Source organism: Streptomyces sp. NPDC056480 (assembly GCF_042795405.1).
Lineage (GTDB): Bacteria > Actinomycetota > Actinomycetes > Streptomycetales > Streptomycetaceae > Streptomyces.
The window spans coordinates 1-13814 of record NZ_JBHTSA010000091.1; the positions used below are offsets into that span (position 1 = coordinate 1).

General features: G+C 72.9%; 12 protein-coding genes. 8 read left to right on the forward strand and 4 right to left on the reverse strand.

Annotated elements, in window-relative coordinates:
* Positions 1-212: 212 nt before the first annotated feature.
* Entirely contained in the window at positions 213-1667 is a 1455-nt protein-coding gene (gene argG, locus ACFQ79_RS30075; RefSeq protein WP_383589353.1) for an argininosuccinate synthase, read from the reverse strand.
* A gap of 538 nt (positions 1668-2205) precedes the next feature.
* Here argG and argC point away from each other — a divergent pair.
* Genes argC through ACFQ79_RS30100 form a run of 5 tightly spaced genes read left to right on the forward strand, consistent with a single transcriptional unit; the run spans position 2206 to position 7096 of the window.
* The gene (gene argC / locus ACFQ79_RS30080) at positions 2206-3234 is read left to right on the forward strand and encodes an N-acetyl-gamma-glutamyl-phosphate reductase (RefSeq protein WP_383589355.1); all 1029 of its coding nucleotides are present in this window, start codon (positions 2206-2208) and stop codon (positions 3232-3234) included.
* Positions 3231-4409 (forward strand): bifunctional glutamate N-acetyltransferase/amino-acid acetyltransferase ArgJ, encoded by a 1179-nt coding sequence (gene argJ, locus ACFQ79_RS30085; protein ID WP_383589357.1) that lies wholly within the window; start codon positions 3231-3233, stop codon positions 4407-4409. Before argC ends, argJ begins: the two co-directional genes overlap by 4 nt.
* A complete protein-coding gene (gene argB, locus ACFQ79_RS30090) occupies positions 4406-5344 on the forward strand; it encodes an acetylglutamate kinase (RefSeq protein ID WP_383589359.1) in 939 nt (312 codons plus the stop codon). The genes argJ and argB overlap by 4 nt, the downstream gene beginning before the upstream one ends.
* A complete protein-coding gene (locus tag ACFQ79_RS30095) occupies positions 5344-6558 on the forward strand; it encodes an acetylornithine transaminase (RefSeq protein WP_383589361.1) in 1215 nt (404 codons plus the stop codon). The genes argB and ACFQ79_RS30095 overlap by 1 nt, the downstream gene beginning before the upstream one ends.
* Positions 6559-6565: 7 nt before the next feature.
* Entirely contained in the window at positions 6566-7096 is a 531-nt protein-coding gene (locus tag ACFQ79_RS30100) for an arginine repressor (protein WP_030316147.1), read from the forward strand.
* Between the two features lie 16 nt (positions 7097-7112).
* On the opposite strand, the gene ACFQ79_RS30105 is transcribed toward ACFQ79_RS30100, so the two are convergent.
* Positions 7113-7817 carry a L,D-transpeptidase gene (locus ACFQ79_RS30105; protein ID WP_383589363.1) on the reverse strand — a complete coding sequence of 235 codons (705 nt, stop codon included), beginning with the start codon at positions 7815-7817 and terminating at the stop codon, positions 7113-7115.
* 172 nt (positions 7818-7989) lie between these two features.
* Complete coding sequence (locus ACFQ79_RS30110) at positions 7990-9309, reverse strand: hypothetical protein (RefSeq protein WP_383589365.1); 1320 nt, start codon at positions 9307-9309, stop codon at positions 7990-7992.
* Between the two features lie 226 nt (positions 9310-9535).
* On the opposite strand from ACFQ79_RS30110, the gene argH reads away from it, so the two are divergent.
* Positions 9536-10963 carry an argininosuccinate lyase gene (gene argH / locus ACFQ79_RS30115; RefSeq protein ID WP_383589367.1) on the forward strand — a complete coding sequence of 476 codons (1428 nt, stop codon included), beginning with the start codon at positions 9536-9538 and terminating at the stop codon, positions 10961-10963.
* 27 nt (positions 10964-10990) lie between these two features.
* Here argH and ACFQ79_RS30120 read toward each other — a convergent pair whose 3' ends face one another.
* Positions 10991-11500, reverse strand: coding sequence for an HAD domain-containing protein (locus ACFQ79_RS30120; RefSeq protein ID WP_383589369.1), 510 nt, complete (start codon positions 11498-11500; stop codon positions 10991-10993).
* Between the two features lie 84 nt (positions 11501-11584).
* Between ACFQ79_RS30120 and ACFQ79_RS30125 the strand changes: the two genes are divergently transcribed.
* Together ACFQ79_RS30125 and ACFQ79_RS30130 are read left to right on the forward strand one after the other, a co-directional pair.
* The gene (locus ACFQ79_RS30125; protein WP_383589371.1) at positions 11585-12136 is read left to right on the forward strand and encodes a TetR/AcrR family transcriptional regulator; all 552 of its coding nucleotides are present in this window, start codon (positions 11585-11587) and stop codon (positions 12134-12136) included.
* A complete protein-coding gene (locus ACFQ79_RS30130; protein ID WP_383589373.1) occupies positions 12133-13677 on the forward strand; it encodes an MFS transporter in 1545 nt (514 codons plus the stop codon). Before ACFQ79_RS30125 ends, ACFQ79_RS30130 begins: the two co-directional genes overlap by 4 nt.
* Positions 13678-13814: the final 137 nt, after the last annotated feature.

The window sequence follows — 13814 nt, forward strand, 5'->3', positions numbered from 1 at the left end:
GCCCCCCCGGCCCGCCGCGCCCCCCGGGGCCGGGGCCTGCCGCCCGCCGGCCGCGGGGGGGGGCCCCCCCCCCCCCCCTTCCGGGGGTGTCGAGCGCGTGGTGCTCGACGGAGGTGGGTCTTTCGGGCGGTGCCGGGCCGGACGGTGCCGGGCCGGGCGATGCCGGGCCGGGCGGTGCCCGGTCGGACGATGCCGGGCCGGGCGATGCCGGGTCAGTCGGTGCCGAACTCCATCGCGGCGCGGTCCAGCATCTCGTCCTCGTCCGTGGCCTCGCCGCGGGACGCGATGGCCTCCGCGCCGCCCTCGGGAAGCTCCGTCAGGGTGCCGATCAGACCGGTCGCGGCCGCCTGGGCGGCACCGATCGCGGGGCTGCCGGTGCCGAGCAGGCCGAGGCCCGCGTACTGCTCCAGCTTGGCGCGGGAGTCGGCGATGTCGAGGTTCCGCATGGTGAGCTGGCCGATCCGGTCCACCGGCCCGAAGGCCGAGTCCTCGGTGCGCTCCATGGACAGCTTGTCCGGGTGGTAGCTGAACGCCGGGCCCGTCGTGTCGAGGATCGAGTAGTCCTCGCCGCGCCGCAGCCGCAGCGTCACCTCGCCGGTGACGGCCGCGCCGACCCAGCGCTGGAGCGACTCGCGGACCATCAGCGCCTGCGGGTCGAGCCACCGGCCCTCGTACATCAGCCGGCCGAGACGCCGTCCCTCGTTGTGGTACTGGGCGAGGGTGTCCTCGTTGTGGATGGCGTTGACCAGCCGCTCGTACGCGGCGTGCAGCAGGGCCATGCCGGGCGCCTCGTAGATGCCGCGGCTCTTGGCCTCGATGATCCGGTTCTCGATCTGGTCCGACATGCCCATGCCGTGGCGGCCGCCGATGGCGTTCGCCTCCATGACGAGGTCGACGGCGGAGGCGAACTCCTTGCCGTTGATGGACACCGGCCGGCCCTGCGCGAAGCCGATCGTGACGTCCTCGGTGTCGATCTCGACCGACGGGTCCCAGAAGCGGACGCCCATGATCGGCTCGACGGTCTCCACGCCGGTGTCGAGGTGCTCCAGCGTCTTGGCCTCGTGGGTGGCGCCCCAGATGTTGGCGTCGGTGGAGTACGCCTTCTCCGTGCTGTCGCGGTACGGCAGCTCGTGGGCGACGAGCCACTCCGACATCTCCTTGCGGCCGCCGAGCTCCGTCACGAAGTCGGCGTCGAGCCAGGGCTTGTAGATGCGCAGGTGCGGGTTGGCGAGCAGGCCGTAGCGGTAGAACCGCTCGATGTCGTTGCCCTTGAAGGTCGAGCCGTCGCCCCAGATCTGGACGTTGTCCTCGAGCATCGCCCGCACGAGGAGGGTGCCGGTGACGGCACGGCCGAGAGGCGTGGTGTTGAAGTACGCGCGGCCGCCGGAGCGGATGTGGAACGCCCCGCAGGTGAGTGCGGCGAGCCCCTCCTCGACCAGCGCGGCGCGGCAGTCGACCAGGCGCGCGATCTCGGCACCGTAGGTCTTGGCACGGCCGGGCACCGAGGCGATGTCGGGCTCGTCGTACTGACCGATGTCGGCGGTGTAGGTGCAGGGGATGGCGCCCTTGTCGCGCATCCATGCGACCGCGACGGAGGTGTCGAGGCCGCCGGAGAAGGCGATGCCGACGCGCTCGCCGGCGGGCAGGGAGGTGAGGACCTTGGACATAGGAAGAGTATGCATCATCTCGCATGGTCATGCAAAGGGGTGCCGGTGGGGGAGTGTGGAATCGCCCCTTCCGGCACCCTGCGCACGATCAGCATGCGCGGTCGTGGCGCTCGGCGCATCCGGTCGTGGGTCAGGGCCATCTCGCCGAGCTCGCCGCTCTCGCGCCGGGTGGGCCGCCACCGGGGGCCGGGCGGTCCGTCCTCGAAGAGCCGCTCGCCGTCCCCGGCGACCTCCGGGCGGATCGGCGGATGGAGCCGGCCCGCCAGGTCCGCGGCGAGGAGCGCCTTGGTGACGCTCGGGCTGGTGTTGGCCGGGATGTCGGCCTCGCCGTGGCTCTCGAGTCCGGCGACGACCTCGCGGCCGGGGCGCTCGCCATCCGGGCGCGTTCCCGCGGGGCGGCGGTCAGGGCGGTCGACAGGACCACCTTCCCCATGTCGACGAGTCGCTTCGCGGAGCCGCGGTCGCGCGGCTCGGCGCTCCGTCGTTGCATAAAACTACCGGAGTACGTATAGTCATGCCATCCATGAGGAGGGTTTCGATGACGGTACGAGTAGCAGTGGCGGGTGCGAGCGGATACGCGGGCGGAGAGCTCCTGCGTCTCCTTCTCGCCCACCCCCACGTGGAGATCGGCGCCCTGACCGGCCACTCCAACGCCGGCCAGCGGCTCGGGGCCCTGCAGCCCCATCTGCTGCCGCTCGCCGACCGCGTCCTCGTGCCCACCACCGCCGACGAGCTCGCCGGCCACGACGTCGTGTTCCTCGCGCTGCCGCACGGCCAGTCCGCGGCCGTCGCCGAGCAGCTCGGCCCGGACGTCCTCGTCGTCGACATGGGCGCCGACTTCCGGCTCAAGGAGCCCGCCGACTGGGAGACGTACTACGGCTCCCCGCACGCCGGCACCTGGCCGTACGGCCTTCCCGAACTGCCGGGTGCCCGCGCCGCCCTCCAGGGGTCCAAGCGGGTCGCCGTACCCGGTTGCTACCCGACCGCCGTCTCGCTCGCGCTCTTCCCCGCGTACGAGAACGGGCTCGCCGAGCCCGAGGCCGTGATCGTCGCGGCCTCCGGAACCTCGGGCGCCGGCAAGGCGGCCAAGCCGCACCTGCTCGGCAGCGAGGTCATGGGCAGCATGTCGCCGTACGGCGTCGGCGGCGGCCACCGGCACACCCCCGAGATGATCCAGAACCTCAGCGGACCGGCGGGGGAGCGGGTCACCGTCTCCTTCACGCCGACCCTGGCGCCGATGCCCCGCGGCATCCTCGCCACCTGCACCGCCACCGCGAAGCCGGGCGTCACCGCCGAGACCGTACGGGCCGCGTACGAGAAGGCCTTCGCGGACGAGCCGTTCGTCCATCTGCTCCCCGAGGGGCAGTGGCCCGCGACGGCGTCCGTCTACGGTTCCAACGCCGTTCAGGTGCAGGTCGCGTACGACGCGGCGGCGAACCGGATCATCGCGATCAGCGCCATCGACAATCTCACCAAGGGCACCGCCGGCGGCGCGGTGCAGAGCATGAACATCGCCCTCGGGCTCCCCGAGGACACCGGACTTTCCACGATTGGAGTCGCTCCGTGAGCGTCACCGCAGCGAAGGGATTCACGGCGGCGGGCATCGCCGCCGGGATCAAGCAGAACGGCAACCCGGACCTGGCCCTCGTGGTCAACACCGGGCCCCGCCGCGCCGCCGCGGGAGTCTTCACCTCCAACCGCGTCAAGGCCGCCCCCGTCGTCTGGTCCCAGCAGGTGCTCGCCGACGGCGAGCTGACCGCCGTCGTCCTCAACTCCGGCGGCGCCAACGCCTGCACCGGACCCCAGGGCTTCCAGGACACCCACGCCACCGCCGAGAAGGTCGCCGAGGTCCTCAGCGCCAAGGGCGCCGAGGTCGGCGCGGGCGAGATCGCCGTCGCCTCCACCGGCCTCATCGGCATCCTGCTCCCCATGGACAAGCTCCTCCCCGGCGTCGAGAAGGCCGCGGCCGAGCTGTCCGAGCACGGCGGCGAGAAGGCCGCCATCGCCATCAAGACCACCGACACCGTCCACAAGACCTCCGTGGTGACGAAGGACGGCCCCGGCGGCGGCTGGACGGTCGGCGGCATGGCCAAGGGCGCCGGCATGCTCGCCCCCGGCCTCGCCACGATGCTCGTCGTGCTCACCACCGACGCCGACGTCGACAGCGCGGGCCTGGACAGCGCCCTGCGCGGCGCCACCCGCGTCACCTTCGACCGGGTCGACTCCGACGGCTGCATGTCCACCAACGACACCGTCCTCCTCCTCGCCTCCGGCTCCTCCGGCGTCACGCCGGAGCAGGACGCGTTCACCGGGGCCGTACGGGAGGTCTGCGACGACCTCGCCCGCCAGCTCATCGGCGACGCCGAGGGCGCCAGCAAGGACATCCGCATCGAGGTGATCAACGCCGCCACCGAGGACGACGCCGTCGAGGTGGGCCGGTCCATCGCCCGCAACAACCTCCTCAAGTGCGCCATCCACGGCGAGGACCCCAACTGGGGCCGGGTGCTGTCCGCCATCGGCACGACGGCGGCGGCCTTCGAGCCCGACGAGCTCAACGTCGCCATCAACGGCGTCTGGGTCTGCAAGAACGGCTCCGTCGGCGAGGACCGCGACCTGGTCGACATGCGCTACCGGGAGGTCACCGTCACCGCCGACCTCGCCGCCGGCACCGAGTCCGCCGTCATCTGGGCGAACGACCTCACCGCCGACTACGTCCACGAGAACAGCGCGTACTCGTCATGAGCGACCCGCAGAACCCCCAGAACCCCCAGAACCCCGAGAGCACGACCCGGAAGCACACCGCGCTCCCCAAGGCCGAGATCCTCATCGAGGCCCTGCCCTGGCTCACGCGGCACAACGGCAAGACGGTCGTCATCAAGTTCGGCGGCAACGCCATGATCGACGAGGACCTGAAGGCCGCCTTCGCCCAGGACGTCGTCTTCCTGCGCCAGGCCGGCCTCAAGCCGGTCGTCGTGCACGGCGGCGGCCCCCAGATCAGCGCCGCCCTCGACCGGCACGGCATCGTCAGCGAGTTCAAGGCGGGCCTGCGGGTCACCACCGAGGACGCCATGGACGTCGTACGGATGGTCCTCGCCGGACAGGTCCAGCGCGAGCTCGTCGGGCTGCTCAACCAGCACGGACCGCTCGCCGTCGGTCTCACCGGCGAGGACGCCCACACCATCACCGCCACCCGCCACCGGCCGGTCGTGGGCGGCGAGCAGATCGACATCGGCCGGGTCGGTGAGATCACCGCCATCGACACCGGCGCCATCCAGGCGCTCCTGGAGGACGGCCGGATCCCGGTCATCTCCTCCATCGCCCGCTCCCAGGACGACGGACATGTCTACAACGTCAATGCTGATACGGCGGCTGCGGCACTCGCTGCGGCGCTGGGCGCCGAGACGCTGATGGTCCTGACCGACGTCGAGGGCCTCTACGAGGACTGGCCGCACAGCGACGAGGTCATCAGCCGGCTCACCGCGAGCCAGCTGGAGAAGCTGCTGCCCGAGCTCTCCAGCGGCATGGTCCCCAAGATGGAGGGCTGCCTGCACGCCGTACGGAACGGGGTCACCACGGCCCGCGTGATCGACGGCCGGGTCCAGCACTCGATCCTGCTGGAGATCTTCACCGACGAGGGCATCGGCACGATGGTCGTGCCGGACGGACAGGGGGAATGATGAGCGGCACCACGCGGCCCGGCAACGAGCGGCTGACCCAGCGGTGGCAGGACTCGCTGATGAACAACTACGGCACCCCCCGGCTGCCCCTCGTCCGCGGTGAGGGCGCCAAGGTCTGGGACGCCGACGGCAACGCGTACCTGGACTTCGTCGGCGGCATCGCGGTGAACGCCCTCGGCCACGGCCACCCGGCGATCGTCGAGGCCGTCACCCGGCAGATCCAGACCCTCGGCCACGTCTCCAACCTCTTCGTCGCCGAACCGCCCGTCGCCCTCGCCGAGAAGCTCCTCGCGCTCTTCGGCCGGCCCGGCAAGGTCTTCTTCTGCAACTCGGGCGCCGAGGCCGTCGAAGGCGCCTTCAAGATCGGTCGGCTCACCGGCCGGTCCCACATGGTCGCCACCCAGGGCGGCTTCCACGGCCGGACGATGGGCTCCCTCGCGCTCACCGGCCAGCCCGCCAAGCAGACCCCGTTCCTTCCGCTGCCCGGCGACGTGACACATGTGCCGTACGGGGACGTCGAAGCGCTCCGCGCCGCCGTCACCGAGGACACCGCCCTCGTGATCATCGAGCCGATCCAGGGCGAGAACGGCGTCGTCGTCCCGCCCCCCGGCTACCTCAAGGCGGCCCGGGAGATCACCCGCGCCACCGGCACCCTCCTCGTCCTCGACGAGGTGCAGACCGGCATCGGCCGCTGCGGCCACTGGTTCGAGTACCAGGCCCACGAGGGCGTCGAGCCCGATGTCGTGACCCTCGCCAAGGGCCTCGGCGGTGGCCTCCCGCTCGGTGCGACCGTCGCCTTCGGCCCCGCCGCGGACCTCTTCGGGCCCGGTCACCACGGCACCACCTTCGGGGGGAACCCGGTGGCCTGCGCCGCCGGGATCGCCGTTCTCGACACCCTCGGCGCCGACGCGGCCCTCGATCACGTGAAGGCGGTCGGGGAGCGGCTGAGGCAGGGAATCGAAGGTCTCGGGCACCCGCTGGTCTCCCACGTCCGTGGTGCGGGCCTCCTGCTGGGTATCGTGCTCACGGAGTCCCTCGCACCTCAGGTGCAGCAGGCGGCTCAGGACGCCGGCCTCCTGGTGAACGCGCCCGCCCCCGATGTCGTACGGATCATGCCTCCGCTGGTCCTCACCGACGCCGAGGCGGACGCCTTCCTCCAGGCCCTGCCCGGAGTCCTCGACGTGGCGAACGGGCAAGGACGAACCGGAGAATGAGACGACGATGACCGACGCGCAGGAGAACGAGCACGGAGGGCCGTCGGTTCCGCAGACCCGCACCGCTCGCCACCGCAGGATCGTCGACATCCTCAACCGGCAGCCGGTGCGCTCGCAGAGCCAGCTCGCCAAGCTCCTCGCGGACGACGGGCTGAGCGTCACCCAGGCGACGCTCTCCCGCGACCTCGACGAGCTGGGCGCGGTGAAGATCCGCAACACCGGCGGCGAGCTGATCTACGCGGTGCCCAGCGAGGGCGGTTTCCGCACCCCGCAGGCCCCGCTCGGCGAGTCCGCGAAGGAGGAGCGCATGCGGCGCCTCTCCGGCGAGCTGCTGATCTCCGCCGAGGCGTCCGCCAACCTGGTGGTCCTGCGGACTCCGCCGGGCGCCGCCCAGTTCCTCGCGTCGGCCATCGACCAGGCCGAACTCCACGCGATCCTCGGCACGATCGCGGGCGACGACACCCTGCTGCTCATCAGCCGCGACCCGGCGGGCGGCCAGGCGCTCGCGGACCACCTGCTGAAGCTGGCGCAGAAGTAGCGGAAGCAGCCGCGCCTCAGTAGCGCGTGATCGCCGTCGGCCCGCCGCCGCGGGTGCCGACGGCGATGTGCGGCCGGCGCGCGGGATCGGCCCAGGCGAGCACGGCGCGCATGGCGTCCGCCGGGACGGAGACGCAACCCGCGGTCGCGCCGAGCCCGTTGACGTGCAGGAAGATCCCGGCGCCGCGTCCGCGGACCGGCCGGTCGTAGTTGAAGCCGATGACGAGCCCGTACGCGTACTGGCGGCGGTACGTGACCAGGTGCTCGGCCCGGGCCGCCCGGCAGTCCCGGGGCAGCCCCTCGACCCAGCGGTTGTACGAGCGGGAGTCGTTGTCCTGGCACCACCAGGACCGCCGGGTCACACGCGTGTAGCGGTACGAGGTCCCCACGGGCGCGGGCTCGATCCCGAAGGCGTAGGGGAGTCGGTAGAGCCCGGTGGGCGTGGTGTTCGTCCCCTGCCGTCGCCGGGCGCCCTCGGCCAGTCCCTTCGCCCCGAACCGGGCGGGCGCCGACCCGGCCTTCACCCACCGGCCGCCGCGCCGGTCCCACCAGGTCAGGGTGCCCGTGGTGGATCCGGTGCCGGCGGCCTCCGCGGTGATCAGCTGGGACCCGCCACCGGTGTCCGCCATGCGCGCGGGCAGCGGTACGGGACCGGGCGCGGCGCCGAGGGACAGCAGGGCGGCCCCGAGAACGAGCAGGGTGCGGGGGAGTGTGGTGCGCATGGGCGCGAGGCTAGGGCCGCGGGCCCGGCCCGACCGGCAGGACACCCCCGGGGCCGAGCGGCGCGCCACGCGTACGGGAGGCGGCCGGCCGGAGGCCTGCGGCAGCGGCGGCAGGGGGGAGCGGCAGCGCGGGCAGCCCGTCGAGGCCGGTCGCGATGCGGTCGGTTCCGTCTCAAGCCACGGGCCGCCGAAAGGGGTTGAGCACGCCTCGGAGGCCGAGTGTCCGGCGTATCCCCGAGCGTGCCGGGGTCGGCGCGGCGGCCGTGTCCCGGCGCGGGCCCCCGCCGGCCTCCGGCAGGGGCGTCGCCACGCCTTCCCCGGGCCGGGGGGCGGGGGTGGCAGGACTGTGGCGGGGAAGGTCGCCGACCGGGAAGTGGTCGGCCCAGGGCAGCAGGGCCCGCCTGGTCTCGCGGACGACGCGTGGCGAGCCGTCACCGAGCAGGGGTGCGAGGCGGGCGGGGCGGACGGCGTCCAGGACGCGCAGCCCCGCCACGGCGGCGGCCCGTACCCGGGGCCGCTCGTCGCCGGTCAGCGACCACAGCGTCTGCGCGTCCGTGGCCCGGTCGCCGCACTCGGCGAGACCCAGCGGCGCGTGGTGGGGCATTCCGTCGCCCGCCGCGCAGGCGGCCCGGTAGAGCGGCAGCGGTTCGGTTCCGGCCTGCCGGAGCACCCAGCGGGCGCACGCGCGCACCAGCGCGGAGCGGTCGTACAGGAACGGTTCGGCCTCCTCGGCCCGGCCCGCCTTGCGCAGCCCCGTGACCCCCGCCGCCCGGATCCGGCCCTGCCGGGCGGTCAGCAGGCGGGTGAGGGGCGCCCCGTCGGCCGCTCGGCCGACCGTCCCGACGGCGGCGAGCACGGCGTTCGCGCACAGGTCCTGGACGACCACGTCGGAGTCGGTGGTGGCGGTCGCCGCGAGCTGTGCGGGGGAGAGGAGGCCGCGGTCGACGGCGATCCGGTGGGCGAGCCGCCGGACCCTCCGGTCCCGGCTCGCGCGCAGGACGGTCACACCGGCCTCCGGTCCCTCCCGCAGCAGCCGGCCGAGCATCTCGGCCGCGGCGTCTCCGTGCCTCCGGCCGGCGGTGCGGAGGATCACGGGGGCGAGGGCGGCGAGCGCCTCGGCCGGCCGGTCTGGCGGGCCCGACAGCTCCGCGTCCAGTACGGCCCGCGCCCGGTCCCGTACCGGCTCGGCCCAGTCGGCGCACCGGATCACGACCAGGGGCAGGAGCGCGGGCACGTCCGTCGCGTACGCGAGAGCGGCCTCCCGGATCCGGCCGTCGGGTCCGCACAGCGCGACGGCCAGCTCCTCGACGCCGGGCCGGCGGGTCCGGTCGCCGTCGGGGAACCAGGTGTGGGCGGGCGGGAGGCCGCCGTACCGGAGCGCACCCCGGATGTCCTCGTCGAGCGCGGTCCACGCGTCGGCGTCGACCGCCGTGCCCCTGTCGAGCACCTGGGCGATCCGGTGCCGGATCTCGTCGAACGCACTGCTCCGCATGGCCGGAGCCTAGATCCGGGTCGGCGGTCGCCGCCCCCGGATTTCGGGCGACGGAGCAGCGCGTTGACAAACCATACGGTGCATTGCATAGTTATGCCTACGACAGGATGGCGTCGGCCCCGCCGCCGACCCTGGCGTGACCCGCCCCCGTTGAACAGGTCGCCGCCCGTCCCCGTCGTGGACGAGGCGGTGGCGGCAGTACCCATTCTCCCGAGGAGCAGCAGCTGTGAGCAGCAACAACGGTGACGTCCGGCTCTGGGGCGGACGGTTCGCCGACGGGCCCGCCGAGGCCCTGGCGAAGTTGTCCGCGTCGGTCCACTTCGACTGGCGCCTCGCGCCGTACGACATCGCCGGTTCCCGCGCCCACGCACGCGTGCTGCACAAGGCCGGGCTGCTCACCGAGGACGAGCTGACCCGCATGCTCGCCGGTCTCGACCGGCTCGAGGCGGACGTCGCCGACGGCACCCTCGTCGGCACCATCGCCGACGAGGACGTCCACACCGCCCTGGAGCGCGGTCTCCTGGAGCGCGTCGGCCCGGACCTCGGCGGCAAGCTGCGCGCCGGCCGGTCCCGCAACGACCAGGTCGCCACCCTCTTCCGGATGTACCTGCGCGACCACGCCCGGATCATCGGCGGGCTCGTCGCCGACCTCCAGGACGCCCTCGTCGGCCTCGCCGAGGCGCACCCGGCCGTCGCGATGCCCGGCCGTACGCACCTCCAGCACGCCCAGCCGGTGCTCTTCGCCCACCACGTCCTGGCCCACGCCCAGTCCCTCTCCCGGGACGCCGAGCGGCTGCGGCAGTGGGACACCCGGACGGCCGTCTCCCCGTACGGCTCCGGCGCCCTCGCCGGCTCCTCCCTCGGGCTCGACCCGGAGGCGGTCGCCAAGGACCTGGGCTTCGAGCGCGGTTCGGTCGGCAACTCGATCGACGGCACGGCCTCCCGCGACTTCGTCGCCGAGTTCGCCTTCATCACCGCGATGATCGGCATCAACGTGTCGCGGATCGCGGAGGAGATCATCATCTGGAACACGAAGGAGTTCTCCTTCGTGACCCTCCACGACGCCTTCTCCACCGGCTCGTCGATCATGCCGCAGAAGAAGAACCCGGACATCGCCGAGCTCGCCCGGGGCAAGTCCGGCCGGCTCATCGGCAACCTCACCGGCCTCCTCGCCACGCTCAAGGCGCTCCCGCTCGCCTACAACCGCGACCTCCAGGAGGACAAGGAGCCGGTCTTCGACTCCTGCGACCAGCTCGAGGTCCTGCTGCCCGCCTTCACCGGCATGATGGCCACGCTCACCGTCAACCGGGAGCGCATGGAGGAGCTGGCCCCGGCCGGCTTCTCGCTCGCGACGGACATCGCGGAGTGGCTGGTCAAGCAGGGCGTCCCGTTCCGGGTGGCGCACGAGGTGGCCGGCGAGTGCGTGAAGGTCGCCGAGTCCGAGGGCAAGGAGCTGGACGAGCTCACGGACGAGCAGTTCGCCAAGATCTCCGAGCACCTCACCCCCGAGGTCCGCACGGTCCTCAACGTCCCCGGCGCCCTCGCCTCCCGCAGCGGCCGTGGCGGCACCGCCCCCTCGGCGGTCGCCGTCCAGCTCGTCGAGGTCAAGGCCGACCTGGTGATCCAGCACGCCTGGGCCGAGGCCAAGAAGTAGCCCCGGGGCCGCACGGCCCTCAGAGCGTCACCGCGCCGCCGCCCAGTCCGCGAGCGCGTCGAAGTCCGGCCGGAGCAGTCCGAGCCGGGGGTCGACGTGCAGCAGCAGGGCGGCGGCGCGGTGCCGCTGCTCCACGTACGCGTGGTCGTACGCGGTGATGTCGTCGTCGACCCAGGCGAACGGCCGCCCTTCCGCGTACTCCAGGATGTACTGCGTCTTCCAGAAGGTCCCGTGAGGGGCCTTTCCGTGCATCTGGGGCCAGTCGATGAACGGCAGCTCGGGCAGCCCCAGGTGGGGCCCTATCCAGTCGTTCGCCTCGCCCTTCCAGGTCGTCGCCCAGACCAGCTCGTACGCCCCCGCCAGCGCGAGCAGCTCGCCCCCGTGCGCGGGGTTCAGCCACACCCGCAGGGGCTTCGTCCCGAACCAGCCGCCCGGCCGCATCCGGTGGGTCGCGTACCCCGCCGGGCGTCGCTCGGGCTTCGCCGCGTACGGATTCAGCGGCCCGTCGACGTCGATGAGCAGCAGTGGCTTCGTCATGATCAGAGCATCCCGTCCCCGCCCCCGTGAGGCGTCGAAATATTGAATGAGACATTGATGTCTCATTCGGTGTATGGTCGTCTCATGTCAGTCGACCGCACCCAGGTGCTCCACGCAGCCGCCGCCCTGCTCTCCCGCAAGGCGACCGCCACGATGGACGAGGTCGCCCGGTCCGCCGGGATCGGCCGCGCCACGCTGCACCGGCACTTCGCCGGCCGGGACGCCCTGGTGCGGGCGCTCGAAGAGCTCGGGCTCCAGGAGATGGAGGCGGCGCTCGACCGCGCCGGGCTCGACGACGGGCCCGAGGACGAGGTCGTACGCCGGCTCATCGCCGAGGTCGAGCACGTCGCCCCCCTGCTGTCGTTCCTCGTCACCGAGAACCAGCTCTTCGAGGGCGACCAGCAGCACGTCGGCTGGGCCCGCATCGACGCCCGCGTCTCCGCGCTCTTCCGGAGCGGACAGGAGAGCGGCGTCTTCCGGATCGATCTGACCCCCGCTTGGCTCGCCGAGGCCTTCTACGGGCTCGTCGGTTCCGGCGCCTGGGCCGTGCAGGACGGCCGGGTCGCCGCCAAGGACTTTCAGTACATGATCGCCGAGCTGCTGCTCGGCGGAGCGCGCAGGAGCGTGGAGAAGTGACCGTCAGCACCCTCAAGACCACAGGCCATACCGAGGGCGTGCGCCGCCCCGGCCGGTGGCTCGCCCTCTCCGTTCTCGTCCTGGCCGTCCTCCTCGTGGCGGTCGACGCCACGGTGCTGGGACTCGCCACCCCCTTCCTCTCCGAGGACCTGAAGCCCTCCGGCACCCAGCTGCTCTGGATCGGTGACGTCTACTCCTTCGTCATCGCCGGACTCCTGGTCTCCATGGGCAGCCTCGGCGACCGCATCGGCCGCAAGAAGCTGCTCCTGATCGGTGCCACCGCCTTCGGCGCCGTCTCCGTGCTCAACGCCTACGCGACCAGCCCCGAGATGATGATCGTGGCGCGCGCCCTGCTCGGCGTCGCCGGCGCGACCCTGATGCCATCCACCCTGGCGCTCATCCGGAACCTCTTCCACGACCCGCGCGAGCGCAGCCTCGCCATCGGCATCTGGGGTGCCATGGCCTCGGCCGGCGCCGCCGTCGGACCTGTCGTCGGAGGCTTCCTCCTTGAGCACTTCTGGTGGGGCTCGGTCTTCCTGATCAACCTGCCCGTCATGGCGGTCCTCGTCTTCGTCGGCATCAAGCTGATCCCGGAGTCCAAGAACCCCGCCCCGGGTCCCTGGGACCTGCCGAGCGTCGCCCTCTCCCTCGTCGGCCTGATCGGCATCGTCTACGCGATCAAGGAACTGGCCTCGCACGGCCTCTCCCCGGACGCGGGCGTCGCCGCCCTGGTCGGTGCCGGTGCCCTGACCTGGTTCGTCCGCCGGCAGCTGACCCTGCCCGCGCCGCTCCTGGACATGCGGCTGTTCCGCCACCGCGGCTTCTCGGGCGCCGTCCTCGCCGACCTGCTGACCATCCTCGGCCTCTCCGGCCTGGTGTTCTTCCTGTCCCAGTTCTTCCAGCTGGTGCAGGGCCGGCAGCCGCTGGAGGCCGGACTCGCCGAACTCCCGGCGGCGGTCGGCGCGGTCACGGCCGGTCTGATCGCGGGTCTGGTGGCCCGTCGCTTCTCCGTGCGGTCCGTGGTGGCCGGCGGTCTCGCGGCGGTCGGCCTCTCGCTCGCGGTCCTGACGACGCTCGACCAGCACACCGGCTACCCGCTGCTCGGCGCCGCCCTGCTCGTGGTCGGTGTGGGCGCCGGATTCGCCTTCACCGTCACCGCCGACGTGATCCTGTCCACCGTCCCGAAGGACCAGGCCGGCTCGGCCTCCGCGGTCTCCGAGACCGCGTACGAACTGGGCGCCGCGCTCGGCATCGCCGTCCTCGGCTCGATCGTGACCGGCGTCTACCGGGGCTTCGCCACCCCGGCCCACGTCCCCTCCGACGTCGCGTCCGCCGCCCACGAATCGCTCGGCGGCGCGGTCGAGGCCTCCGGCGCCCTCGCCCCGGACACGGCGACGGCCCTGGTGTCGGCCGCCCAGGAGGCCTTCGTCGACGGTCTGCGCATCGCGGCCGGCGTCGGCGCGGCGGTCCTCCTCGCGACGGCGGTCGCGGCCTGGTTCCTGCTCAAGGGCCAGAAGCTGGAGGACGGCGTCGAGCACTGACACCCGGCGGACACGACGGTGCCCCGTACGGCCAGGAGGCCGTACGGGGCACCGTCACATGTCGGTCGGGGCCGGGCCGTCGTCCTTGGGGGACCAGCGGCCGTCCGCCGGGGACGTACGGCCCCGGGAGCCGCGCG

Bases quoted from the DNA above. Each gene is read 5' to 3' on its own strand.
- argG (WP_383589353.1), bottom strand. From the start codon at position 1,667: ATGTCCAAGGTCCTCACCTCCCTGCCCGCCGGCGAGCGCGTCGGCATC.
- argC (WP_383589355.1), top strand. From the start codon at position 2,206: ATGACGGTACGAGTAGCAGTGGCGGGTGCGAGCGGATACGCGGGCGGA.
- argB (WP_383589359.1), top strand. From the start codon at position 4,406: ATGAGCGACCCGCAGAACCCCCAGAACCCCCAGAACCCCGAGAGCACG.
- ACFQ79_RS30095 (WP_383589361.1), top strand. From the start codon at position 5,344: ATGAGCGGCACCACGCGGCCCGGCAACGAGCGGCTGACCCAGCGGTGG.
- ACFQ79_RS30100 (WP_030316147.1), top strand. From the start codon at position 6,566: ATGACCGACGCGCAGGAGAACGAGCACGGAGGGCCGTCGGTTCCGCAG.
- ACFQ79_RS30105 (WP_383589363.1), bottom strand. From the start codon at position 7,817: ATGCGCACCACACTCCCCCGCACCCTGCTCGTTCTCGGGGCCGCCCTG.
- ACFQ79_RS30110 (WP_383589365.1), bottom strand. From the start codon at position 9,309: ATGCGGAGCAGTGCGTTCGACGAGATCCGGCACCGGATCGCCCAGGTG.
- ACFQ79_RS30120 (WP_383589369.1), bottom strand. From the start codon at position 11,500: ATGACGAAGCCACTGCTGCTCATCGACGTCGACGGGCCGCTGAATCCG.
- ACFQ79_RS30125 (WP_383589371.1), top strand. From the start codon at position 11,585: ATGTCAGTCGACCGCACCCAGGTGCTCCACGCAGCCGCCGCCCTGCTC.